Raw genomic sequence first — 25,050 nt, 5'->3', positions numbered from 1 at the left:
GGAAGTTTGACGCGCTCAGGCGCCCTTCACTTTGGCAATGGCATCAGGTCAACATCCGACTGGCGCTGGAGATCTTGAACCTTTGTTTGCAATGCACGCAATTGCGCTTGCGCTGCGTCCTGCTCCGCACGCAGTGAACGGATTGCTTCCTGTTGCTCAGCCTGCCTGTCGGCGACCTGGCTTTGCTGCGCGCGCGCGACATCGAGGTCGGCTTGCAGACGATTGGCACGCCCTTGCTGGACCGCGATCAGCCGGTCCGCAAAGCTTTTCTCGGCTTCGAGCTTGGTCCGGCGAATCTCGGTATCGGCGAGTGCCGCACTATTCTTGGCAAAGTCCGCGTAAATGGTTTCCGCACGGGAATCCACTTGAGTCTTGACCACGCGCCAGAATTTCTTTTGCTGAAACAATGCAATATAAAACGTCATTTCATCGGGATAAAACAGCAAGCTCGCGCCATAGCTGCCGTTATACGTGGTGCGCAATTCCTTTACCCTGCCGTCGCGAATCATTTGCTGCAGTTCCGCGACGTTGCCATTCACTGTTGACTGCGGTTCGTCGGCCGCGCCGTTGGTCAGAAGACTGCGGCGCGCGCTTGAATCGCCGAGTGCATCGGCTGTCGGGGCACTGCCTGGCTTGGGCGCTACGGGCCCGGCGGCACACGCTGCGCCGCACAGGACGAACCATGCCAAGACCAGTGCCCCGCCTCTCGTTGTATTGTTGGAGTTCATGGAATTTCCGGGTTGAACGCAATTAAGAATGCGAAAGCACCGGAATTATGGCAGATAGAAAAGCCAAAGCGGAAAATCCATGAAGAGGCTTTTTACGGTATTGCCATTGCCTGAAAACACTCAACGGTTTGAAACGATTTATGCAGCGATTCATGTAAGGACTCGCTGCATAAGCATTGCCCGCTTCATTGCAGGATCTCTGCCGTGTTTTATAAATCGTGGCGCAGGCGCACGTGCTCCTGAACGACCGTTGGATTGGTTATATCGCCGGTTGAGGTGACGGGCGAGAAGATACGTGCATCGATTTGATGCGTCGGCACGCCAGCAAAGATTCCACGATCTGCTTTGAAAGCGAACGGTGCGCTCGAGTAGACGCGCGGATCGATGGACGTTGCCGCCATGCCCGGCGAGACGTGGAAAAGCACACCGAGCGTGATCAGGCTGACGGCCGTGAAAACCGAACGGAATGAATGAGATGAACGAAACGAAAAGACATGCAAGGACATGATAAGGACTCGCGCAAAAAATGCCTGCGCGCGAACAATCGCTTAACCGCGTACTCGTGACAGGCGTCAGACAGAGGAGGAACTCACATGCGCCCGAAGACAACGCACGACCAGCCAAGATGAGACCATCTCCATGCCGCCCGAACCATGAGCAAGTTCTGAATTTCTCCCATGGCGCGCTGATCCTTTCAATTCTCCGCGGGTCAGTTGACCCAGCGCAAGATCATCGGCAACAAGACCGGCACCACGAACGCCGTGAACAATCCGTTCAGGCCCATGCCGAGACCGGCGAATGCGCCCATTTCATCGCTGACCTGAAACGCGCGTGCCGTCCCAATGCCATGCGATGCCACGCCAAGCGCGAAGCCTCGGACCTCTGGCTCTTCAATGCGTAAAACATTGAGAATCGTCCGTGCCGATACCGCGCCGAACACGCCGGTGCAAATGACAAGTACGGCGGTCAGTGACGGCAGTCCGCCCAGCCGCTCGGCAATCGCCATGGCGATCGGCGTGGTCGCGGACTTGGGCGCGAGCGATATCACCGTCACACGCGGCACGCCGAACAAGATGGCAACGATGGTCGCCGAGATAATCGCGGTCAGCGAACCGGCGATCAAGCCGCCGGCCAACGGCACAGCGGCGCGACGCAGCTTCGGCAATTGCCGGTAGAGCGGCAGCGCGAGCGCGACGGTCGCCGGGCCGAGCAGGAAATGGACGAACTGCGCGCCCTGAAAATAGGTTTGATACGGCGTACGCGTCACGCTCAGCACGGCGACGACCAGCGCCACCGCCATCAACACGGGGTTCGCCAGCGGGTTGAACCTGGCGCGGGCGTAGATGCCTTGCGCGATCAGGTAGGCGAACAGGGTCATCGTCAGGCCGAGCAGCGGTGAGGCGGCGAGGTAGACCCAGAGGGCGCCGAGTTGTGTCATCGCGTGGTCCTCACGATTCTGACGGCGTGTTCACGCGCGCCCGGCGGATCTGGCGCCGCATCAGCGCACGCGTGACGAGCGCGGTGACGGCAATGGCAAGCGTGGTGCTCACCACCAGCGCGACCGCGATCGCGAAACCTTCGCCGCGCACCTTGTCGGCGGCGACCATGATGCCTACGCCCGCCGGCACGAACAGCAAGGATAGATGGCGCAGCAATTCAAGCGCGGTAGGTTCGATTGCATCGACGGCGGACGGCCTTATCAGCAGATAGCCGAACAGGAGCAACAAACCGATCACAGGTCCCGGAACGGGCACATGCAGGCCGATGGAAAGGCCTTCTCCGAAACACTGAAACAGAAGCAAGGTGGCAAGGGCGCGCAGCATGGCGTGAGTAAGTGCGTGAGGTTGAAGGACTATGCAGCGAAGTCGGGATGATGACATGCGTCACGCCTGGCATGGTGTCCCGGTCCGCGCGAACCAGCGCGTCTGGCGCAATCAGGCAGCGATCGCGATCGGGCTTGAAAAGTGCTCCCGCAATCATCCTGATGCGGCGCGTGCGCGGGTCAAGCCCTCTCTCCGGCATTCCGGCGGTTTATTCGACGCCTTCATAAAAATTTACAAATGCCGACATCGCCCGCCATCTCGGCGATAATCCGTTTCTACGCGACATACGTACGAGCCGGGCGACGGCACACGAGATCTCCATGACCGACAAAGCTACTCCATCAAGCCATATCGATTCCGACCCGAACACCGTGACCACCGGCGTGCCCGGACTTGACGACATACTCGGCGGCGGCCTCATCAAGGGTGGCTTATACCTGATCGAAGGAATGGCAGGAGCGGGCAAGACCATCCTGTCGACGCAGATCGGCTTTCATCGCGTGGCCGAGGGTGACTCGGTGCTGTACATCACGCTGATCGCGGAATCGCATTCCAAGCTGCTGTCGCATCTGAAAGCGTTGTCGTTCTACGATGCCGATGCCATCTCGGACAAAATGCTGTTCGTCTCCGGCTACCACGAACTGATGCGCGACGGCCTGAACGGTTTTCTTGCGCTGATCGCGTCGACCATCAAGACAAGCCGCCCGCGTTTCATGGTGATCGACGGGTTCCGCAGCGCCCGCGAATTCAGTTCCACCGAGCTGGAGTTGTCGCAGTTCATCCACGAATTGAGCGCGTTCGTGACGGCCGCGGGCTGCACCACGCTGATTCTCGCGCCGCTCTCGGGCAACGAGCCGCATCCCGAACACACGCTCGTCGATGGCCTGGTCGAACTCAACCGTTTCGCTACCGGCATGCGGCGCGCGCGCGAAATTGAAGTGCATAAGCTACGCGGCCGCGATCACCTGCTCGGTCGCCATTTCTTCAAGATCACCGCCGACGGCCTCGTGACGTTCCCACGCCTGGAAGCACGTTCGATGCTGCTCGAAGGGGCGCCGGACCTGAAGTCGAAGCTGTCGTTCGGCCTGCCCGACTTCGACGCCATGCTCGGCGGCGGTGTGGTCAAAGGCTCGACAACGACGCTGATCGGTCCATCGGGGATCGGCAAGACGCTGCTATCGTTGAAATTCCTTGACGGCGGTGTGGGTAACGGCGAGCGCTGCGTGTATTTCGGCTTTTACGAATCTCCGGAGCGGCTGGTCGCCAAGGCGGAATCGGTGTCGATCCATCTTGCCGACGCCATCGCCGATGGTCGCCTGATCATCGAGTGGCGGCCGGCGGTGGAACTCGCCATCGACGAACTCGCGGCCGAGCTGATTGCGGTGGTCAAGCGCGCAGGCGCGTCGCGGCTGGTCGTGGACGGGATCGAAGGATTCCACGATTCGGCGAACCGCATGGAGCGTTTCGGGCTGTTCCTGAACGCGTTGACACACCGGCTGCGTCAGGAAGGCGTTACCACGCTGCTCACCGAAGAGCTGCCGCTGTATGCCGACATGGCGCACGGCGGCTCGATCCGTGCGTCAGCGATGACCGAGAACATCGTCTTGATGCGATACGTGGAAACGAGCACGTCGCTGCACAGGATTGTCTCTGTCGTGAAGCAACGCGAAAGCGCGCACGATCCGTCCATCCGCCGCTTCATCATCAATGAAAACGGCCTGCATCTCACGGACGGTTTCATCGGCACGACCACATTGTTATCGGCGCGCGGCACGATCCCGTTCGCGCCGTCCGGCCCGGACACCGGCACGCGGACATGAAAAAGATCCTCGTCGTCGACGATGAATTCGACCTCCTGACCACTTGGCGGCTGGTCCTCCAGATGGAAGGATACGAGGTCAGTACCGCGTCAAACGGCGTGTTGGCGCTCGAGTCGGTGCATGCCAATCCGCCCGACCTGATCATCACGGACTGGATGATGCCCCGCATGGACGGCGTCGCGTTATGCCACGCGCTCGCCGCCGACGACACCCTCGCGCAGATTCCCGTCGTGCTCTCCAGCGCGGCCGCGCGTACGCCGGCAGTCGCCCACCCACACCTCGAATTTCATCGGAAGCCGCTTTCCATCGATGAACTCATCGAGATCGTCACGCGTCTGATCGGCACCGCTTGATATCGACGTAGATCACGGCTGGGCACGATCCCTGCTGAAATAGTCGCTCCGGTTAGCCGGATTCTTCGATAAACCGCTTTAACCAGAACGGGAGGCACCATGGTGCAGGATCAGGTAGAAGGCGCGGCGCAAACCGTCGTAGGCAAGGTGCAGGATGCGGTCGGCGGTTTGACCGGCGACGCGGGGACGCAGGCGGAAGGCAAGGCGCGCCAGGTGCTCGGCAAGATCCAGCTTAACTACGGCGAGACAATTGATAACGTCCGTGAAGCGGTCATTGCAAAGCCGATCAATGGCGTGCTCGTGGCAGGTGCAATCGGATTCGTGCTCGGCGCGATCTGGGCGCGGCAACGATAAGTTGAGCGTTGCAATCGATGTGAAAAACAACTGGCCGTGCTGAAAAGCGCGGCCAGTTTTTTTATGGACTTTGTTTGCGGTTTGATGGGCTTGTTTTCAGATCGGCCCTAGGGCCGGGCGCGGTTGATGCTGATTTCCATGATGCAAACCTTGATGCCAACCTACGGGGAGAACCTCATGACAATCACCGCAAGCCGTCTTTCAGATACAGAGGTGCTGGTCGAGCAAACCGTTTATACGTTTTCGGATAGCGCCGTGGCAGACGCTTTCCAGCGTTGCGTTGGGCAGGATTCAGTCGATTCATGCACCGCCAGCCACGCCCCGATGTCCTCGCGAGCGTCGAACGATGCCGCCCTGGACGACCTTGCGCCCGGCAGCATCATTTCACCGTCACTCGGCGGCATGCCGTAATACTGCGTTTTGCTTAGACCGGCGCGCGCGCTCAGCGTTACTCGGACGGCTTGCCCTCCTTGTTCTTAATCGAGTTAGTCGCGGGCATCGGTTCCACCGGCCTTTGGTTTGAAACCCCTTCCGGCTCAGAACTGTGCGATCCGAACCCGCCGCGCCCACTCGCTTCGGGCGAACTGCCACTGCCCAGCGGGACTTCGGCAGTCTGCTTCGGATGCTGCGTGAGGTTGCGTTCTTCGGGCTCACCGGGTTCAGCTTTTGCGCTCGATGACTGCGGCGCGTCGGGCGTCCTCACCCCTTCGCGCGCGTCGCCGCCGGTGGCCGCCCCGCCCGGCAAATTACCGCCTGAGCCGCCGCCGCTCGCGCCGGTGCCGGAGTCTCCAAGCGGTTCGCTGTTGTCGAGCTCGCGTTGTGTCGTAGTCGGTTGCGTCGTGGCCATTGAATGCTCCTGTCCTGATGGTTTGAGTCTCATCAGTCGAGCAACGGACGTTCCTTCTCATGCGTTCCCGGCTTTTCCTCAGGTTCAAAGCGGGTTCAAAGCGAAACTACCGCGCGGAACGCGAATCCGCATTCCGGCGGTTTTGCCGCATCGCCCAGTCCGCCAGCAAATTCGGCACGCGCGGCAACGCGTGCGGCCAGTGCACGGCTTCCTTCGCCAGTTGCGCGATGACACCGTGCGAGCCGAACTGATCCAGCGCCAGACGCATGATCACCCTGCGCGCGATCAGCCACACGTCGATATCCGGCGCAATCCGCCGCGCCATTTCCTCGATGCTCTGCGCCGAGCGCGCCAGCAACGCCGCCCGCGACGCAATGCCCGTATGAGCGTCGCCGAATGCGTGCTCCAGCGGTCCTTTGCCCAGCGCGGTGAAGAGATCGGCAGCGGTCCGATGTCGATGGGCATCGCCGGCAAAACGCTCTGCCTCCCGCCTGTACGTTGATTCCACACGCACCGCATGCTGCTCTTCGTGTTCGTCGGGCCGGCCATGCCGCATGTGTTCGCGCGCGGCCGCCTTGTGATCGCCCTGCAACAACGCGTTCGACCCGGCAACGAGAAAACTGCGCTCGTGCGCGGCGAAAAACGTGAGCGGCGAATCCCCGTCAAGTACAAGCGCCCCGAACGTGTCCGGTTCGACGCTGACCGCCGCGCCTGCCGCTTCCAGACCGGCATGGAACACGCCCTCGCCGAGCGCCGTTTCGAAAAAAACCTCGATCCACGTGGCTGTCAGTTGGGCCGGGTCCAGGCCGTGGGTACGCAGCGCATTGGCATCCGAAAGCGGCACGCTGCGCACGGCCCGCGTGACGAGCGCCGTGTCGCTGCAAAAATCCCAGAGTACTTCGGGCACGACGACGCGCGAGTCTTTGTTCACTTCGCGCAACCGGTAGCGCAGAAAGCTTTGATCCGCGGCCCGTTGACGCAAGTCGAACATCCCGGCAATCGATTCCGTCAGACGTGCGATCAGCCCACCGACGTTTTGCTCACGGACCTCGCGTGAAAAACGCTCGGCCACACGCGCCGCCGAGTTCGCGATATCGAGGTCTTGCACCAATTCAATGCGTGCATCGGTACGGATCAACGTGATGCGGACGGCCACCGGCGGGCTCGATTGCGTGGATGCGAGGGGCGTGTCGAGCGTGATTAGTGCGCGATGTGTCTGCTGCGCTATTCCACATCGTTCAGGCTCGGCGTCTATGTCGATCAACGCGTCGGCCCGTCCCGGCGGCAGCGCGGCCGCAAGCGCGCGGCGCAGCGGCGCGTCTTTGAGCGGTGCCTTGAGGGCGTCCAATTCGGCGAGCGCGACGCGCACCGCGGTCTCGGCTAAGCCAGGATGTTGCGCCAGCAGTCCCGACGCCATGGTCAGCACGCCCGAGAGGTTCTGCAACACCGGCACCCGCTTGGCCAGACTGGTGGCGCCGCGGCTGCGCACGCCCCCGGCGAACGAGCGCAAGACCCGGTGGATCGTGGCGTCGGCGGCGGACTTTGTGCGGCTTTCTCGTATGAACAGCGTCGCGAGGCGCCAGATTGCACGCAGGCGCTGTGTCATTGGTCCACCGGATATAGGTTCGAATGGCTGATTTTCAGCTCCTTGGCCGAGGTGAACAGGTGAAAGCGAAAGCACCCGTGGGAGTTGAACCTCAAGAGAATAATCCTCGCGCATCATTTTGGCCTGCACGCGTCTGAAGAGTTCTCGTTCTCGTGGATAACACTCAAACTACCGTCTGCCGTAACCGAATCGGGCAACAAGATAGATCAGATCGTGCCCATGCGTCGAATCGCAGGTTGGTCGGTCGACCGCGTTCAACGGCGATCTGTTTGCGAACCCGGGGTCGATAGCAAATTCGCCGGTATGCGCATCAAACATTTTTTCATTCTGATTACTCGATTCGAAAGCAAGACGAAAGATATTAATCGTCTGATGGTTTAAATGCGGTTTCGTCGACACAGTATCAAATTGCCGTATTGTTTCAGATTCTGATTTTCTAATCATTGGTTTTCAGCCAATGCCTGCCATGCCGCATGGTGATTCAAATAATGGTTCGCGTCGAACTCCCATTACGGGAACCAATATATGGCGATTCGTCAATGCCACCTTCGCGCGACTTTGAACAGATAAAACCCCTGCCAGCAAGCACAGTATGGCTCCGCTCCACTTGCCGCGATCCCTGCACCATTTTCCGGAATGCAGGAAAATCTGCCACGATCTCGCATTTGATTCTCCTCGGCGTTGGATTTTCAAGATAGAAGCATTGACAAAACATGCTAATCAAATCGCGGTTTTTTCTTGGAATATTTTTCAACGCGTCCGAAAATAATTTACACGTTCTTAAAAGATGAGACCCCCGAATTTTCCAGCATGGAGCAAACTGGATTATCTAAACAATTTTTTGACCACAGACAACACCGGCTTAATAGCTGCAACATGTCATAAATTTATTTCCATTTAGTAAACGATATCGTTGCCCGGATCGAAATTTTTATCGTTTCGAAGCTAAACACCGCGACTAATCCAGAAAAATTTACTGAAAGTATCCCATCGTCCGAAACACGATCCTTTCAGACACATCGTTTCCTTCTCCTGTTTGCCTGAGCGGAACAGTTTGATCCTGTATCACGGCTCATCGATAAATCTGCTTCAATGATTGGCATGTTTAATGCTTTTATCTCCTAGGCAGGTCACATGATTTGTCGTGCTTTTGTCAACCCCGGATTATCACAAGGCGCCCTACTCCAGTGATCGAAACCCACCTCAGTGCCTTCCATGAAATAATCGCAGAATGCACCGACCTCAAAAGCCGCGTTGAAAATGAGCGCGTTGCGGTGTCGGCAATCACAGCCGCGATTACCAACGCAAGCGAGACCCTCGCCAGGCGGGGTTACATCACGCCGCAAAAGATTGAAGGACTGACCCTCTCTATAGAAGAGAACGCACTGGACCTTAAAGCCGCGCTCGATGAAGTCGATGCCTCCATTCGCACGGCCATCGGTCCAGTCGAGAAATTCGCCGCAGTAACCGAACGGTTGAGGACAGCCCAGAAAGCGGCGCTTCCGGTTCACGCGACGGCAGCAGGTCCGTCGGAAGAATCGGAAGGATCGATGTTCGATTCAATAGCGGCCCAGCACTCCGCCTTGTGCGAGCATTTACTGGAAAGTGTGCGGGATCTGGCCAATAAAGCCGCGTACCGGCTCGACGATCTGCGGGAAAAGATCGACCGGCTGCAGTCGTCTTATGGAGAAATCACCGCGGCAATGGCTTCCTGAAGCGTCGGCCACGACGTGTCCGGCGCGTGTGTCACGCCGTGGCGTTGAATGTTACGTGGCGGACGCTACGCGGCAGGAACATGGCTACGACCGGGTGACACCGGTGACTAGAGGCGACTGACGGCGGAGCCCCGATACCTCGCGAAAGTCGATGAAAGCGTCCGCTTCAAGCCGCCTTACCGGCGCCGCAGCGCCAAATCCAGCAGGCATTCTCTCAGCGCACCCGGCAGCAGTCGCCAAGCGCGTTGTTTCGCCTGTTCGCCCGCGAACGTTGGGCGTAAATGGAGGATTCCGCATTGCATCGTGGCGTGCTATCGTTTTCATGCCGGAATCAGAACGTCCGGCATATGTCAATCATCTTCGTGAGCGCCGCCATGAACGATGTACGCCACAATCTCAGCCCGACCGACCGCGTGGAATTGCTCTGCTGGCTCACCTGCGGGAGCCTCGGCGCTTATTATCTGAACGGCTCCTGGCCCACTGCGGCTTTTCACGTACAAGCAGCTCACAAATGGCTGGACAGGCATAAGCGCCAGGCTGAATGGCTCGCTATCGCAAAGCTCTCGGCCATTGCCGCCGACCTCGCCCAGCGACACTCGGAACTCGTCGATGCAGATTGGGCTCGCGACGCCGTCGAAGAGATCCTGGACAGCGACGATCTGAACTATCAATCAGAACTGGTGCTGCGCGTACTCGATGAATGCAAGCGCGCGCTTGCCGACAAACGGCCGGCTGACTGATCTGCCAAAAACCAGGGGCCTTCGTTGATCGATCTTCATCGACTCGACGAAAGCCCCGTTCCCTGAAGCGCTTGGCGGCTTCAGAACCTCGTGCGCATGCCGATCCGGATTGCGGTCGACGACTCCCCTGAGCCGACATACAGCCCGTTGGAGAACACGGGCGCCGAGCCACCGCCGAGAAACACCGGTGCGGCACCGCCCGATACCCGCAAGTAGGTGGCGCTGGTGTAAACATCCGTGCGCTTCGACAGCGCATAGTCAAGCAGCAGCGTCCCGTTCTGGAACTTCTGCTCGCCCAGCTTGCTGTACCAATAGCCGCCCATCAAGGTCGTCGCCGGGGTCAACTGGAACACCTCGTTGATCTCGTAGGTCGGCATCGAGCCGTTGTCCCGGGCGACGCGAAAGCGGGTATCGGTGAAAAGCAGCCGCGTGAGACTGCGCCCATACCGGTAGCTGGCACCCGCGCCGATCGTGCTGACGCTCGTGGCAACGACCGGTGCCCCCGACAAGTTCGGAAACAGCGTGGTGCCCGCCTGGGTCGGCGCGTTGAGACCGAGGTCGTGGGTATCGGTGTAGGCGACGCCGGCCTGGAACGGGCCACCGTCGTATCGCGCGCCGAACGCGATCACGCGGCCGGTTCCCGCCGAGACGGATTGCGAAGGGAACGCGTAGAGCGCGCCGAATGAGAAACCATAGAAGGCCGGCGATTTGTACTTGACCGCGTTGTTGATGTGCAAGGGGCCGGCCAGATGGTCGAAATCACCGGGATGCCAGGCGTATTGCCCGGCGTACTGACCCATCGCGAACTGCGTGAGGTTGTCCCAGAAAAAGTCGTATTGCTTGCCGAGCGTGAGCGTGCCGTAGGTGGTGTCGGTAAGGCCTACCCAAGCCTGACGGCTGAAAAGCACGCCGGACTGGACCATCGTGCCGCTGCAGAGATTAAAGCCATTCTCCAACTGGAAAATGGCCTTGGCGCCGCCGCCCAAGTCTTCGCTGCCAACCAATCCCCAGCGATTCGACTGGATGGAGCCATCGTTTGCCACGAAGGTCGCGTGCCCATTCAGGTTGCTGAAGTACGTGATGCCGGCGTCGATAATGCCGTACAGCGTGACGCTGCTTTGTGCGTAGGCGCAAGGGGCGGCCATCGTGGATAAGGCCAATACCGCGGCACTGCACATCCATCTTTTCTTCATTGCGTTGTCTCCATCAGGTTTTTTTATGCAAAGCGGTTCCCTCCCCTTCGTCGAGGGGATGTCGGGTCTGCTACAGGATCTCGGTGTGACGCGAGCGGTGTGAATCAGCCTAGGGTGGTGAACAGGCCAGGCGCGGGATTCGCGTGGCTGCGAATGCCAGGATTTTCAGATCGAGGGGCGCCGACGCGTTGCGTGCCCGGCGTATCGACCGTCTTACACGCGCTAAAACACCCGGTCAGGAAGAGTCCGTTCATCTTGTCTCCGTCTCTTGTTTTGGATTGACGATTTGGGTGAAGACAGTATCGCCCGGCAAACAGTTTTGATTTATTCTTTCAATTAACGTTATTGATTTGCGAACCGAATCAATAGATGGCCTTGACGACTCGCCGATTGTTTTCGTTGCCAAAACGGCAGTTCAGAAATACTTCGCTTTCCTAAGAATCGCCAAGCCCAGGGTGGCGCCTCACGAATAGCCGTGCGAGATCCTGTTCGCTGGCGAGTTGCCAAAACCGCGACTGGTAAGATCCAGAGGTTCAAATTGCGCGAACCGGCTCTCAACGACTGAGCGTCCCCTTTCATTGGCAGGCTTCAATCATGGATCGATTAGACCAACACACACATGCAATCTGCCAGGCCGATTTGCCCGCCACGGACGAACGGGAAGCGCTTCGTCTCGAGTATCAATGGTTGAATGCCGACCACACCAATGCGCCTGTTGCCGTCTTCCTGCATGAAGGGCTCGGCTCCATTTCCATGTGGAAGGACTGGCCGCAGAAGTTATGCGAGCAACTGGGATTTCGTGGCCTTGTCTATTCGCGGCCGGGTTATGGCGGCTCGACTCCGCGTGCAGCGGGCGTCAAATGGCCGGTCGATTTCCTGCAAAGGCAGGCTCAAGATGTTCTGCCGGCATTGCTCGATGTTCTTGGCATAGACAGCACTGAGCGCGCCCGGATGTGGGTTATCGGCCATAGCGACGGTGGTTCTATCGCCTTGCTTTATGCGGCGGCTTTCCCTGATGCACTGGCTGGCGTGATTGCAATTGCGCCGCATGTATTCGTTGAAGATGTGTCGATCGCGGCGATCACGGAGGCCAACACGCTATACACGCACGGCGACTTGCGGGCCAGGCTGTCGCGCTATCACGCGGATGTCGATTCAGCGTTCTACGGGTGGAACGATATCTGGCTGAATCCCGAATTCAGGCACTGGAACATCACAGACCTGCTGCCTTCCATCCGATGCCCCTTACTTGCCGTGCAAGCAGATGACGACGAGTACGCAACGATGGCGCAGATCGATGTCATTGCGCCTCGCGTGCCGCACGCGCAACTCGTCAAGCTGCCAGCGTGCGGACATTCACCGCACCGCCAATGTCCCGCCATGCTCGATGGCGCGATCACGGCATTCATCGCGAGTGTCAGAACCTGATGGACACACGGACTTGGGAAGCCCCGAATCTCGATACAATCGTTCACCCCTACACTTCAGCGCATCCTTTCAAAACGCATGACTGGTTCCTCGCTGCTCAAACCTAAGGTGTCACCCAGTCTGCGTTGGCTCACCCTGTGGGGACCGGGCCTGCTCGTCATGCTCGCCGATTGCGACGCCGGTAACGTGGTGACGGCGGCGCAGAGCGGCGCACAATGGGGCGCGCAGTTACTGCTGGTTCTGCTCGCGCTCATCCCCCTGCTTTATATGGTCCAGGAACTCACCGTGCGGTTGGGTATTTTCACCGGGCAGGGTCATGGCGAACTGGTTCGCTCCAACTTCGGTCCGGGTTGGGCGTGGGTTTCGGCAGTCGGCTTAGGCGTTGCCGTCCTCGGCTCGCTGGTGACCGAGTTCACGGGGGTCGCAGGCGTAGGAGAGATGTTCGGCGTCTCGCGGTCCGTCACGTTGCCGCTCGCCGCCGTATTCCTGGTGGGGATTGTGTTCACCGGTTCGCACAAGCGTGTGGACAAGTTCGCCATCGTCATTGGCGCCTTCGAACTGTCATTCTTCGCGGTCGCCTGGCACGCACACCCGGACATCCCGGGCATGTTCCGGCAGATGACCCAGCTTCCGGTCGCGAACCCTCATTACGGTTATCTAGCGGCTGCATTGATCGGCGCGACGTTCAACCCGTGGATGATCTTCTACCAGCAAGCCGCCGTCGCCGATAAAAAACTGGGTGCCCAGGACTATTCCGCCGCCCGCATCGAAACGGCAGCCGGTGCAATTCTCACGCAGTTGCTCACGGCAGCGGTGCTTGTCGCGGTGGCGGCAACGCTGTCGAGAGACGGCCAGCATCATGCGTTTCGAAGCGTAGGTGAAATCAGCGATGTCCTCACGATGTCGGCAGGACCGCGCGTCGGCCGCTTTCTGTTTAGCGCGGGTGTGCTCGGGGCATCGATGGTGGCGGCCATTGTCTGCTCGCTGTCGCTGGCGTGGGGCCTGGGTGAAGTGGCGGGATACAAACGCTCGCTTGAGGGCGGACCGGCGAGTGCGCCGTGGTTCTATGGTGTGTACGTGGCCGCGGTTGGTGGCAGCGCGATCATTGTGTGGCTGGCGCCCAATCTCATTTCGCTGAACGTCGCCGCCCAAGTTGTGAACGCGCTGATGCTGCCCTTGGTCGTGGGCTTGCTGATCGCGCTCAGCCTGACTGCGCTGCCAATGCCGCATCGGCCTCGCGGTGTCTACCTATGGCTCGTATGCTGCATTGCTACGCTCGTGTCCGTGGCCGGCATTCTGGGTGCCGGGATAAGCATTCTCTCTCGATAAGCGCCTGCGCTGCCTAGTATCAATCCCCGGTGCGATTGGGACGTCGGTATTGAATGCCGAATCACGTCTTCATAGCTCGTCAAAACGACCGTCTAAAAAAGCTTCGCTGTCTTCCATCGGGTAATCACTCGAAATATTTTTGATCGCACGCGCATCCGTGTTGCGGTCGGCCTGCGTATCCACCCGTACGTGACAAGAGAAGCGTCAGATCAGCATTGCTGCTCTGCGTCGTGCTTCGTCACGCATTCGTAATTCGTAGTTCGTCATTCGCGTTTGACACAGGCAGCCCGCCTGGCGCTTCGTCGTCTGCTGTCCGCCGTTTTTCCGTCTCTGGCTTTCATCGGACGCAGTCGCCGTATTGCTTAGTTCACAGAACGGTTCAAGGAGATGTCATGTCAGAAGACTCAAAGGTCATGGATGTACTCGTGCAGCGCGCCGACAAGCTGGCAAAACGCAGGCAGTTCTTCCGCAGCGCGGGAGGCGTGGGTCTGGGGTTAATCGGCGGCACGATCCTCGGTGCATGCGGCGGCGGCTCCTCGGGTGCATCGGCGCAAACCAGCGGCCCGACCGATCCGGAGATACTCAACTTCGCCCTCAACCTCGAATATCTCGAAGCCACTTTCTATGCGTATGCGACCACCGGCGCTGGACTACCCGCCAGTCTGATGAGTGGCGCAGGCACGCCGGGAACGGTTATTCCTGGTCATGCGGTGACGTTCTCCGACCCGGTGGTCCAGGCCTATGCGAACGAGATCGCGAAAGACGAACTCGAACACGTCACGTTCCTGCGCACGGCACTCGGTGGGTCAGCGGTAGCCATGCCGGCTCTCGACGTCGGCTACCAGAATCCGAACGGCGCGTTTTCCAAAGCGGCGCAAGCGGCCGGGCTGGTTCCTGCGGGCACGGCCTTCGACCCCTATCTGAACGACGAAACCTTCTTGCTCGCCGCCTTCATTTTTGAGGACGTGGGTGTGACGGCTTATAAAGGCGCCGCGCCACTGATCACGAACAAGACTTACCTGGAGGCAGCTGCGGGCATTCTGGCAGCAGAGGCGTATCACGCCGGCCTAGTGCGCACGGTGCTTTATTCGAAAGGTATTGCTAACCCGTCGCTTGGTCTGATTGCGTCGGCTAATGCAATCTCCGCTGCGCGCGCCTCGCTCGACAACGTGGGTAACGACGATCAGGGCATATCGGGAGCAACGGCCGGCAGCTCGAACATCGTGCCGCTCGATTCCAACGGCCTAGCGTTCAGCCGCGGTTATCCGAATGTGCTGAACATCGTCTACCTGTCGAGTGCTGCAGTCACGCAGGGTGGGTTCTTCCCGGCAGGCGTCAACGGCGATCTGCACATGAGCGCCTGATGTCCTGATCTCCCGATCGTTGGAGAGAATGTTTTGGCATCACCGTGCTGGGTTCCACCGCTTGCGAGTGGTGGAAAACCCAGCACGGTTTTTTTACGCCTTGAGTATTGGCATGAAGTCTTTAGAAAAAAGCATGACTAACTTTTTCATCGATACGACATGAAGGCATCGTGCCTTGAAGACAGCCCGGGCATCCGTAAGAGAAACGAAATTTCCACTCTGCATCAGCCTTCAATCAGCCAACAAGCACCTTCATAGGCACACGCGTTAAGCGCATGCGTTTAAGCAAGTGCTGCCCTGACGTCAGATCCTCCGCTACGACGTTGACAAGCGAATGACCTCGAAAGGCGCCGGCTTCAACCTCGGATCACCCGAAAAAAACGACAAGTTACGCCCGCGAGGTTGTGCCTGAAACACGCTTTGGTGTAGTGTCGGGCCGTCCTGAAAGAACGGTCGAAATGCCCGGACAAATCATGTCCGGGGCTATCGCGTGCACGCTTCTCGCGTAGCTGCATTCCTTGACGCTCAAAGCTTACAGTTCACGTTTTTTCGCGGTCTGGTCGCGTGCCTTTGCGTTCGTCATCTGCATTGGTGAATCAATGCATGACGGCATTCAAGGCTCGAATCTCGAAGGGCATGCTGTCATGTTTTCAAGCATAGCTGGTCGGAGAATATATGGATTTCGGATTCAACCTGAACCGCACGGCTAATGCGTCAGCCTGGCGGCTCTTGCCTAATCGATGGGACTTTGTCGCGTTCCCCTTGATCATCTGCCTGATCGCGATGGCCGCCATCGGCTTCCATCAGACCATGGCACCGATCGCAACGCTTAAAGCCCAGGCGATCTCGCTCGCGCCATCGAACCTGCCTGAATACGCGTTGCGCACGACGTTGCGGATGCTCGCCGCCATGATCGCTTCGCTGGTCTTCACGCTGATCTACGGCACCCTTGCGGCCAAGAGCCGTCGTGCAGAGAAGGTGCTGGTCCCGATCCTGGATATCCTCCAGTCGGTTCCGGTCCTGGGCTATATCTCGTTCACGGTCACGTTCTTTATCGCGTTGTTCCCAACACGCGTGGCGGGTGCCGAATGCGCGGCGATCTTCGCGATCTTCACGAGCCAGGCGTGGAACATGACGTTCAGCTTCTACCAGTCGCTGCGTACGACACCGCGAGACCTGGACGAAGTCGCTTGCAGTTTCCACCTGACCGCATGGCAGCGGTTCTGGAAACTTGAAGTCCCCTTCTCGATGCCGGGCCTCATCTGGAACATGATGATGTCGATGTCCGGCGGCTGGTTCTTCGTGGTGGCCTCTGAGGCAATCACGGTCGGCAACAATACGATCACGCTGCCGGGCATAGGCGCATACCTCGCGCAGGCGATCACCGAAAAGAACATGGGTGCGGTTGGCTGGGTCATTCTCACGATGACCGTCGTGATCCTTGGTTACGATCAACTGCTGTTTCGTCCGCTCGTTGCCTGGGCCGACAAGTTCCGCATGGAGACAACCAGTTCCGGCGTGGCGCCCGAATCGTGGGTGCTCGGCCTGGTTCGACGCACGCATCTGATTCACCGCTTGCTGGTTCCGGCCGGCTGGGTCTTCGCCAGCGCCGCACGCATCCCGCTGCGGCTACCGTCGTTCGATCGTGCGAATTTGCGTGTGACGAAACGCCGGACGCCGTCGCGCTTCGGCGATATTGTCTGGAGCGTCGTAGTCATCGCGGTCACGCTTTACGTGGTCTGGCGCGTGGTCAGCTATGTGCGCACCGGCGTGGATCTTCATGAGGTCGGCCATGTGCTCGTGCTTGGCCTGATCACCTTGCTGCGCGTGGCGATCCTGATCGCGATCTCGTCGCTGATCTGGGTCCCGCTTGGCGTGATGATCGGATTGCGGCCCGCACTCGCTGAGAAAGTGCAGCCGCTTGCACAGTTCCTCGCGGCCTTTCCGGCGAACCTTTTGTTTCCCATCTTCGTGATCGTGATTGTCCGCTTTCATCTGAACCCGGATATCTGGTTGTCGCCGCTTATCGTGCTCGGCACGCAGTGGTACATCCTGTTCAACGTGATTGCGGGCGCCACGGCTTACCCGAATGATTACCGCGAGGTTGCCGCCAACTTCCGGATTCGCGGCTGGCAGTGGTGGCGCCAGGCCATGCTGCCGGGCATCTTCCCCTATTACGTCACGGGCGCGATCACCGCGTCGGGCGGGGCGTGGAACGCCAGTATTGTCGCCGAGTTCGTGCAGTGGGGCGACACCAAGGTCGCCGCGCACGGCTTGGGCGCATACATCGCGCAGACCACGGCTGCGGGCGACTATCCGAAGATCATCCTGGGTATCGCCGTCATGTCGTTGTTCGTCACGCTTTTCAACCGCCTGCTCTGGCGCCCCATGTTCACCTTTGCCGAAGCTAGGCTTCGAGTCGATTAAGGATTCCTCTCCATGCCAAATTCAGACTTCAACGTGGCGTCGCCCGCGACGCCGGCGAGCCCCACGCCCCGGGTTACTCAAGAGATCCTGAACGTCAAGGATGTGTCCCGGGGCTTCAAGAAAAGCCAGGGCGATTTGCTCGTACTCGACGACGTCAACCTCTCCTTGCGCGAGGGCGAGATTGTCGGGTTGCTCGGACGTTCCGGCTCGGGCAAGTCGACGCTGCTGCGGATCATTGCGGGTTTGATCGAGCCGACCACCGGCGACGTCACCTATAAAGGCAAGCCGCTCGAAGGCCCCGCCGATGGCGTTGCGATGGTGTTCCAGACCTTCGCGCTGTCCCCCTGGCTGACCGTGCTTCAGAACGTGGAAGCGGGCCTGGAGGCGCAAGGCGTGGGCGCAGCACCTCGACGTGCACGGGCGCTCGCAGCAATCGATTTGATCGGGCTGGACGGTTTTGAGAATGCGTATCCGCGAGAGCTGTCGGGCGGGATGCGCCAGCGTGTGGGTTTCGCACGCGCGTTGGTCGTGGACCCGACGTTGCTGCTGATGGACGAGCCGTTCTCCGCGCTCGACGTGCTGACGGCCGAGAACTTGCGTACCGATCTGCTTGACCTTTGGACGCAGGGCAAGATGCCGATCAAGTCGGTGCTGATCGTGACGCACAACATTGAAGAAGCGGTGTTCATGTGCGACCGGATCATGGTGTTGTCGTCGAATCCGGGACGGGTGATTGCGGAGATCCAGGTGCCGTTCAAGCATCCGCGCAATCGTCTGGATCCGGTGTTCAGATCCCTCGTCGATGAAATCTACGCCAAGATGACCGCGCGGCAGTCCGGTGAAGCGACGAGGCAGACGCTCGAGTTTGGTAGCCGGTTACCGCATGTGTCGACTAACTTGCTGGCGGGCCTGATTGAGACGCTCGCGGTGGCGCCCTACAACGGCCGGGCGGATATGCCGGTGATCGCGCGGTCGCTTCATCTGGAGGTGGACGACTTGTTTCCGATCGCGGAAATGTTGCAGCACCTGGGTTTCGCCGAACTGCGTGAAGGGGATATTTACCTGACGCCGTCGGCGCATGTGTTTGCGGATCTTGGCACGCATGAACGCAAGATGATGTTTGCCGAGCATCTGTTGAAACACGTGCCGTTGGCCGCGCGCATCAAGAAGGTGTTGAACGAGCGTCCAGGGCATCGGGCTCCGCGTGTTCGCTTCGAACAGGAACTGGAGGATTTTCTGACCGATGGCGCGGCCGAGGACACGCTTGATTCAGTGATCAACTGGGGGCGATATGGGGAGGTGTTTTCGTACAACGACCAGACTGAGTTGTTTAGTCTGGAAGATGTGGAATCGTGAAAAGATGCTGGCGCAGGTGGACGGGGTTTAGGTGGGGTTGGTGGGTTCTGGCGTTAGCGGTCTGATTCAATGCCGGGTTGCTGCTTCTTAGGTCTTCGCGCGTTTAGTGTTAGATGATTTCTTTATCACTATTAGCCACTGCGCGTGGCGGCGCGTCATTTCTTGGTCCTTAGCGACAAAGAAACGAAGCAAAGAAAACGCTTTCACCGCTCTACCCTAAGTGTCCACAGCGTGCAGTTTTTATTCATGGGTACCCCAAAAGCACGGTGCTCGCCAGAGCCACCGATGTTTGAACCCCTCCTTCTCGCGAATCCTGACATTAACACGCTTCGCCCCGTACGCTCTCGGGCTAGCACCCGTGCCAAGGAAACCCGCACGGCCTCACGCGTATTTGCCGCAGTGGTACTTCGCGAGTTAGCTATCAGTTTGCAATGTTATTTGCCGGGTTATGGGTTATGCCTTATGCATTCTGCAGATCCATTTCTGGGTGGTTTAAAAAATGGTTCGACATGCGTACAAATTCGGTGAAAGGTTTTCCGCGGATAGCGCGGGGCGTTCCTTGGGCAGGTTCAGTCGCTAGTGCTAGCCCGAGAGCGTACGGGGCGAAGCGTTTTACTGTCAGGATTCGCGAGAAGGAGGGTTTCACACATCGGTGGCTCTGGCGAGCACCGTGCTTTTGGGGCACCTATGAAATGGAACTGCACGCTGTGGACACTTAGGGTAGAGCGGTGAAAGCGTTTTCTTTGCTTCGTTTCTTTGTCGCTTTGGACTAAGAAATGACGCGCCGCCACGCGCAGTGGCTAATAGTGATAAAGAAATCAGCTAACACTAAACGCGCGAAGACCTAAAAAGCAGCAACCCGGCAGTGAACCAGACCGCTAATCCTGGACCCGACCAACCCGCCCCCCCCCCGCGACCATCACCTCCGCCCCATATCTTCAAAGAACCGAATGGCCCGTGCATCGTCGGTATGAGCCGTATTGATCCGCACCCACGGTGAAACCTCCCCATTAGGCCGATAGTAGCTCCCAGGCGCGAGCGTGATACCAAATTTCAGCGCCCGCTCGACCAGCACCATCGAGTCCTCCACACCAGGCACACGCGTCCAGATAAAATTACCGCCACTAGGTTCATCAAAGACTTCCCATCCATTCTCCTCAAGACGCTGAACCGCTGTCGACAGCGTGTCGTGAATGCGGCGCCGTAAACGCTCAAGATACTTGCGGTACGTACCGCGCTCAAGCAACGCCGCCACCACGCACTCACTAAAGCGCGAACCGCCCAGGCTAGTGAGCACCTTCACATCGACCAGATCCTTGATCAAATCGCGCTTGGCCGCCAGATACCCAATCCGCAACGACGACGACAATGTCTTCGATAACCCACCCACGTAAATCACATGATCAAGCTGATCGAGCGACGCAAGCCGCTGCGTCGGCGTCGCCTGGAAGTCTGCATAGATGTCGTCCTCCACGATCATGAAGTCATGCTGCTGCGCAAGTTGCAGCAACTTGAACGCAACCTGCGGCGCAACATTCGTCGCGGTCGGATTGTGAAACACGGTGTTGATAAAGAACAGTTTCGGCTTGATGGTCTTGAGCAAATGCTCCGCAACCGCCACATCCGGCCCGCTCGCGAGGCGCGGAACACCAACAATCCTGACACCCTGCAGCTTGAGCAAACCGAACAGGTTGTAGTAGCCGGGGTCTTCCACGAACACGGTATCGCCCGGCTTCAGCATGAACCGGACAACCAGATCGAGCGCCTGACTCGCACCGCTCGTGGCAATGATGTTCGAGATATCCGCCTCAATGCCGACCACCTTAAGCCGCATCTGGATCTGGTGCCTCAGGCTCGCGTCGCCATGCGGCATGGCGTAATCGATCACGCAGCTCGGGTCCGTCCGCATGACCTGGCGCACGGTCTGGGCAATCCCCTCGATGTCTCGCCACGCTTCGGGCACAAAGCCGCTGCTCAGCTTCAATGACTCGCCGGGATAGTTGAACTGCTGCAGGATCTGATGCGATTCTTCCTCGGCAAGACGAGGATCAGAACCGCCCGCCGCGTTGCCTTCGCCCCCCATGTGGTTCGCGACGTAGAAGCCCGAACCATGCTTCGGCACGATAAAACCCAGCGACGAAAGCCGGTCATACGCTTCGATCACCGGAAAGCGGCTGATCTGCTGAGTAGCCGCCAGCGCCCGGATGGACGGCAGTTTCACACCGGCCAGAAGCTGGCGCGAGCGGATCAGACCCGAAATACCGGTCACGAGCTGATCGGTCATAGGGACGCCACTGCGCGGGTCGATGACAAGGTCCATTACGTGATCGCTTGAAGTGTGCAGGGAAAATCACTGAACAGTGCGGCACAACTGTTCGCGACTGTACATTCCTAAGATTGAAGTTTAAATAAATAATGCAGTCAAGAGGCCGTCTCTCTGTGAGCGGCCGTGATGGGAGAGGGACATGCGTGAAATCCGGACCTTGGAGCAGGAACCCCATGATGCGCCAGCCTGCTGGCTCATCGATCGGCCTCACACCCTGACGGTTTGCAGGGGTACGGTGTGGCTGACCATTGAAGGCGAATCCGAAGATTGGTGGCTGCGGGAAGGCGAAACGCTTGAACTCGCGCCGCGTTCGAAGGTCTGGATCAGCACGTCTGAACCAAATAGCCGTTTCGTTTTGGCATCGGCACCGGTATTCTCGCCTACACGCAAATTCGCTTTCTACTGGCTGCTGATCCGTTTCGGCCAGCGCAGGACGCGGGCAATGTAAGCGGGGCGAGGCCGTCTTCGGCTCGCTTATCCAACCTTAGCCAACCGACAACGCCTTTAATTAAAGAACTTCGATGAACGACCGACATTCCTTCTCAGCAAATTCCGGCACACCGGACACGTTCAGCATCGCCTGTCCGACGGTCCTGCCGCTCTCTTCAATTCTTCCCGAAGAGCCTCTGCTGATGATGGGCGCCGGCCCCGTACCGATTCCCGACGCCGTGGCCAAAGCCAACGGTGTCGTGATCAACCATCTTGGTTCGACCATGGCGGCGGTCATCAGCCAGGTCAAGACGATGGCCCGGTATGTATTCCAGACCGAATCGAAATGGGTAATGGGCGTAGCGGGACCGGGCTCGGCTGCCATGGAAATGGCGATCACGAACCTCGCGTGGAAAGGCTCGCGCGTGCTGTGCATCTGCAACGGCTTTTTCAGCGAGCGCATGGCGGAGATGGCAAGGCGAACCGGCGCGGAAGTGGAGACGCTGAACATAGTCGACGGCACAGCGGCGGACACGCAACAAGTGGCGGACGCTATCGACCGGTTTCGTCCGGAGATCGTGACGATCGTGCATGGCGAGACATCGAATACCGTCTGGAACCGCAGTCTCGAATCAATCTCCGCGGTCGCTCGCGCCGCCGGCGCGCTGGTGATCGTCGATGCGGTCTGTACGCTGAGCACCATGCCGCTGCCGATGGACGCATGGGGTATCGACGCCGTGATTACCGGTGGCCAGAAAGGGCTGTCATCGATTCCCGGCGTCTCGTTGCTCGCGTTCTCCGAAGCGGCGTGGCAACGCATCATGTCGCGTCCCGTGCCGCCAACGCACTGGTGCCTCGATGCGGCGCTTGCCACGAACTTCTGGCATAACGCGTCCTACCATTACACCGCGCCGGTGTCGGGCGTGCTCGCGCTTCACGAAGCCCTGCGGCTCGTGTGCGCGGAAACGCTCGAGCGCCGGTTCGCGCGTCACCAGCGCTGTTCGAACGCGTTGCAGGCGGGCATCGAGGCGTTGTCGTTGAAGCTCTATGTGCCTAAGCCGAGCCGGCTGAATTCGGTTGTGGGCATTGCGTTGCCGCAGGGCATCAGCGGGTCGGACGTGTGCGCTCATATCTCGCGGCATCATCACGTAGAGATTGCAGGCTCGTTCGGCGCACCGATCGTACGGATCGGCCAGATGGGCGAGCAATGCCGCGAGCATCATCTCTTCAGGACCATCCACGCGCTTGGCCGGACCATGATCGACCTCGGCGTGCCGGTGGATCTTCCCTCAGGCGTGGCGGCGCTGGAGCGGTCGTTATCGGCGGCTTGATTGCGTGGGCACGCAGGCTCTGACGGTCAACCTGCCAGTGCTCTCGAACGTCGGCGGCTCAGCCACTGAACCGTCAGCAGCCCTACCACCATCACTGTCAGCGAGAGCATCGTGGTCATCGTGCCGAGCGCATAGATCACGGGCGTGGTGACCGAAGTCGTGAGCCCCTGCAGTTCCAGCGGAAGCGTGTTCTGGTCGCCGATCGCCTGTGACGTGCGCGCGATCTCGTCCCACGACAGCGTGAAGCCGAACATCCCGACGCCAATCACCGATGGCCCGATGATCGGCAACACCACATGGCGAAAGCTCTGCCAAGGCGACGCGCCAAGATCGCGAGCCGCTTCTTCATACGCCGGGTTAAAGCGGTTGAAGACAGCAAACATCACGAGTAGTCCGAAGGGTAGCGTCCAGGTCAGATGCGCGCCGAGCGCCGAGGTATAGAGGCCCATCGACGTGGTGTAGTTGTCGACGAACGATTGATAACCCCACGCGCCGGCAAGATACTTCACGCCGTTATCGAGCAGCCGGAATGTCAGCCCGATTCCCAGCGACACAATAATCGACGGCATGATCAGGCTCGCGACGGACACATAGAACACGGCTGTGTCGCCGCGAAAGCGCTTGCGAAACGCGAGGCCAGCCGCGACCGAGAACAGCACCGTCAACACCGTGACGACTGCGGCAAGACGCACCGAGCGGCCGAACGCCGCCCAGATATCTATGTCACCCACGCCTTGGCGCAACACGGCGAACCAGTGTAACGAAACACCGCGCATGGGAAACGTGAGACCGCCTTCCGGTCCCTGAAACGACAAGATGAAGATGGTGATGACCGGTCCATACAGGAACAACACGAACAGCCCGAACACCAGTGCAAGCCAGTAGAAACTGGCGGGACGCCGCTCGCGGTGGTGCTTCAGACCTTGACGAATGGCTGCCATGTCAAAGCTCCTTGCGGATATCGACTACGCGCGTGAGCGCCCAGACAATAATCAGCACGACGGCCAGCAGGATGATCGCGTTGGCAGCAGCGGCAGGAAACTGGAGGTAGCCGGTCTGCACCTGAATAATCTTTCCGACCGATGCAATCTGCTGTCCGCCCATCACGCCGACCGTCAGGAAGTCGCCCATGACGATGGTGATGACGAAGATCGAGCCGATCACAATGCCCGTCTTCGACAATGGCAACACGACTTCACGGATCACCTGCCAGCCGCTCGCGCCGGCGTCGCGCGCGGCTTCGAGCAACGACCGGTCGATGCGCATCATGGCGTTGAATATCGGCACGATCATGAAGAACGTATAGAGATGCACGAACGCGAGCACCACCGAGAAATTGGAATACAGCAGCCACTCAAGCGGCTTGTCGATCATGTGCGATGAAAGCAGCGCCTGGTTCACGAGCCCGTTGCGGCCGAGCAGCGGTATCCACGAGATCATCCGGATCACGTTCGACGTCCAGAACGGAATGGTGCAGACGAGGAACAAGACCGTCTGCATACCCGATGAACGAATGTGAAACGACAGGAAATATGCGATCGTAAAACCGAGCACCAGCGTCACCGCCCAGACGATCGCGCAGAATTTGATCGTCGACCAATAGGTCTTGAAGGTCACGCACACATCGGTTATCGATGAACAACCGTCGAAGATCGCCGCGTAGTTCTTGAACGTAAACGCGGGGATGATCTGGTATTCGTTGAAGTCCCAGAAACTCACGATCAGCGTGATGACCAGCGGCACGAGAAAGAACAGGATGAAGGTCAACGCAAGCGGCGTCGCCTGCAGCCAGGCAGCGGCGCGCCGGTGCTTGACGGTCGCTTCCAGCGGTTGGATGGGTAGCTCGATCGATGCCATCGCGAATTGCCTATTGGATAAACG

At 59.1% G+C, this 25,050-nt stretch carries 23 protein-coding genes; 13 read left to right on the top strand and 10 right to left on the bottom strand.

Translation table 11 applies throughout. The features are described 5' to 3' along the window. Positions 1-26: 26 nt before the first annotated feature. The 4 genes from ACMX25_RS15195 to ACMX25_RS15180 form a co-directional block, all read right to left on the bottom strand. Positions 27-728, bottom strand: a complete 702-nt coding sequence (locus ACMX25_RS15195) for a DUF2968 domain-containing protein (RefSeq protein ID WP_414950788.1) — start codon at positions 726-728, stop codon at positions 27-29. Positions 729-937: 209 nt separating this feature from the next. Continuing rightward, a complete protein-coding gene (locus ACMX25_RS15190; protein WP_414950787.1) occupies positions 938-1,234 on the bottom strand; it encodes a hypothetical protein in 297 nt (98 codons plus the stop codon). A gap of 203 nt (positions 1,235-1,437) precedes the next feature. Further along, a complete protein-coding gene (locus ACMX25_RS15185; RefSeq protein WP_414950786.1) occupies positions 1,438-2,166 on the bottom strand; it encodes an LrgB family protein in 729 nt (242 codons plus the stop codon). Between the two features lie 10 nt (positions 2,167-2,176). After that, positions 2,177-2,551, bottom strand: a complete 375-nt coding sequence (locus ACMX25_RS15180) for a CidA/LrgA family protein (protein WP_414950930.1) — start codon at positions 2,549-2,551, stop codon at positions 2,177-2,179. Positions 2,552-2,871: 320 nt separating this feature from the next. Between ACMX25_RS15180 and ACMX25_RS15175 the strand changes: the two genes are divergently transcribed. The 4 genes from ACMX25_RS15175 (at position 2,872) to ACMX25_RS15160 (ending at position 5,489) form a co-directional block, all read left to right on the top strand. Continuing rightward, a complete protein-coding gene (locus ACMX25_RS15175; protein WP_414950785.1) occupies positions 2,872-4,371 on the top strand; it encodes an RAD55 family ATPase in 1,500 nt (499 codons plus the stop codon). Further along, positions 4,368-4,724, top strand: coding sequence for a response regulator (locus tag ACMX25_RS15170; protein ID WP_414950784.1), 357 nt, complete (start codon positions 4,368-4,370; stop codon positions 4,722-4,724). Before ACMX25_RS15175 ends, ACMX25_RS15170 begins: the two co-directional genes overlap by 4 nt. A gap of 99 nt (positions 4,725-4,823) precedes the next feature. Continuing rightward, the gene (locus ACMX25_RS15165) at positions 4,824-5,078 is read left to right on the top strand and encodes a CsbD family protein (protein WP_414950783.1); all 255 of its coding nucleotides are present in this window, start codon (positions 4,824-4,826) and stop codon (positions 5,076-5,078) included. Positions 5,079-5,255: 177 nt separating this feature from the next. Beyond that, positions 5,256-5,489, top strand: coding sequence for a hypothetical protein (locus tag ACMX25_RS15160; protein ID WP_414950782.1), 234 nt, complete (start codon positions 5,256-5,258; stop codon positions 5,487-5,489). Between the two features lie 37 nt (positions 5,490-5,526). Here ACMX25_RS15160 and ACMX25_RS15155 read toward each other — a convergent pair whose 3' ends face one another. Together ACMX25_RS15155 and ACMX25_RS15150 are read right to left on the bottom strand one after the other, a co-directional pair. Then, positions 5,527-5,925: a hypothetical protein gene (locus ACMX25_RS15155; RefSeq protein ID WP_414950780.1), complete on the bottom strand. Its 399-nt coding sequence runs from the start codon at positions 5,923-5,925 to the stop codon at positions 5,527-5,529. Between the two features lie 106 nt (positions 5,926-6,031). Then, positions 6,032-7,531, bottom strand: a complete 1,500-nt coding sequence (locus tag ACMX25_RS15150; RefSeq protein ID WP_414950779.1) for an AarF/UbiB family protein — start codon at positions 7,529-7,531, stop codon at positions 6,032-6,034. Between the two features lie 1,274 nt (positions 7,532-8,805). Here ACMX25_RS15150 and ACMX25_RS15145 point away from each other — a divergent pair. Together ACMX25_RS15145 and ACMX25_RS15140 are read left to right on the top strand one after the other, a co-directional pair. Next, positions 8,806-9,246 (top strand): hypothetical protein, encoded by a 441-nt coding sequence (locus tag ACMX25_RS15145; RefSeq protein WP_414950777.1) that lies wholly within the window; start codon positions 8,806-8,808, stop codon positions 9,244-9,246. 374 nt (positions 9,247-9,620) lie between these two features. After that, positions 9,621-9,986 carry a hypothetical protein gene (locus tag ACMX25_RS15140; protein ID WP_047845755.1) on the top strand — a complete coding sequence of 122 codons (366 nt, stop codon included), beginning with the start codon at positions 9,621-9,623 and terminating at the stop codon, positions 9,984-9,986. A gap of 80 nt (positions 9,987-10,066) precedes the next feature. On the opposite strand, the gene ACMX25_RS15135 is transcribed toward ACMX25_RS15140, so the two are convergent. After that, complete coding sequence (locus ACMX25_RS15135; protein ID WP_414950776.1) at positions 10,067-11,179, bottom strand: porin; 1,113 nt, start codon at positions 11,177-11,179, stop codon at positions 10,067-10,069. Between the two features lie 594 nt (positions 11,180-11,773). Here ACMX25_RS15135 and ACMX25_RS15130 point away from each other — a divergent pair. The 5 genes from ACMX25_RS15130 (at position 11,774) to ACMX25_RS15110 (ending at position 19,083) form a co-directional block, all read left to right on the top strand. Beyond that, the gene (locus ACMX25_RS15130) at positions 11,774-12,607 is read left to right on the top strand and encodes an alpha/beta fold hydrolase (RefSeq protein ID WP_414950775.1); all 834 of its coding nucleotides are present in this window, start codon (positions 11,774-11,776) and stop codon (positions 12,605-12,607) included. A gap of 78 nt (positions 12,608-12,685) precedes the next feature. Further along, entirely contained in the window at positions 12,686-13,936 is a 1,251-nt protein-coding gene (locus tag ACMX25_RS15125; RefSeq protein ID WP_414950774.1) for an NRAMP family divalent metal transporter, read from the top strand. A gap of 392 nt (positions 13,937-14,328) precedes the next feature. Next, on the top strand, positions 14,329-15,300 hold the full coding sequence (locus ACMX25_RS15120) for a ferritin-like domain-containing protein (RefSeq protein WP_414950773.1): 972 nt from the start codon (positions 14,329-14,331) through the stop codon (positions 15,298-15,300). A gap of 675 nt (positions 15,301-15,975) precedes the next feature. After that, positions 15,976-17,727, top strand: coding sequence for an ABC transporter permease (locus ACMX25_RS15115; RefSeq protein ID WP_414950772.1), 1,752 nt, complete (start codon positions 15,976-15,978; stop codon positions 17,725-17,727). 12 nt (positions 17,728-17,739) lie between these two features. Continuing rightward, complete coding sequence (locus ACMX25_RS15110) at positions 17,740-19,083, top strand: ABC transporter ATP-binding protein (RefSeq protein ID WP_414950771.1); 1,344 nt, start codon at positions 17,740-17,742, stop codon at positions 19,081-19,083. A 919-nt stretch (positions 19,084-20,002) separates the two neighbouring features. Here the strand turns inward: ACMX25_RS15110 and ACMX25_RS15105 are convergent. Next, a complete protein-coding gene (locus tag ACMX25_RS15105; protein ID WP_414950770.1) occupies positions 20,003-21,403 on the bottom strand; it encodes an aminotransferase-like domain-containing protein in 1,401 nt (466 codons plus the stop codon). 145 nt (positions 21,404-21,548) lie between these two features. Between ACMX25_RS15105 and ACMX25_RS15100 the strand changes: the two genes are divergently transcribed. Together ACMX25_RS15100 and ACMX25_RS15095 are read left to right on the top strand one after the other, a co-directional pair. Then, positions 21,549-21,857, top strand: coding sequence for a DUF2917 domain-containing protein (locus tag ACMX25_RS15100; protein WP_414950769.1), 309 nt, complete (start codon positions 21,549-21,551; stop codon positions 21,855-21,857). A 73-nt stretch (positions 21,858-21,930) separates the two neighbouring features. Continuing rightward, positions 21,931-23,169: a pyridoxal-phosphate-dependent aminotransferase family protein gene (locus tag ACMX25_RS15095; RefSeq protein ID WP_414950768.1), complete on the top strand. Its 1,239-nt coding sequence runs from the start codon at positions 21,931-21,933 to the stop codon at positions 23,167-23,169. A 26-nt stretch (positions 23,170-23,195) separates the two neighbouring features. Here ACMX25_RS15095 and ACMX25_RS15090 read toward each other — a convergent pair whose 3' ends face one another. Further along, positions 23,196-24,110 (bottom strand): ABC transporter permease, encoded by a 915-nt coding sequence (locus ACMX25_RS15090; protein WP_414950766.1) that lies wholly within the window; start codon positions 24,108-24,110, stop codon positions 23,196-23,198. A 1-nt stretch (position 24,111) separates the two neighbouring features. Further along, a complete protein-coding gene (locus tag ACMX25_RS15085; RefSeq protein WP_414950765.1) occupies positions 24,112-25,026 on the bottom strand; it encodes an ABC transporter permease in 915 nt (304 codons plus the stop codon). Positions 25,027-25,050: the final 24 nt, after the last annotated feature.

Origin of the sequence: Caballeronia eucalypticola (assembly GCF_047608185.1) — a bacterium.
GTDB lineage: Bacteria > Pseudomonadota > Gammaproteobacteria > Burkholderiales > Burkholderiaceae > Caballeronia.
The sequence above is the reverse complement of the archived record's forward strand: the minus strand, read 5'-3'. Positions and strand labels throughout refer to the sequence as shown.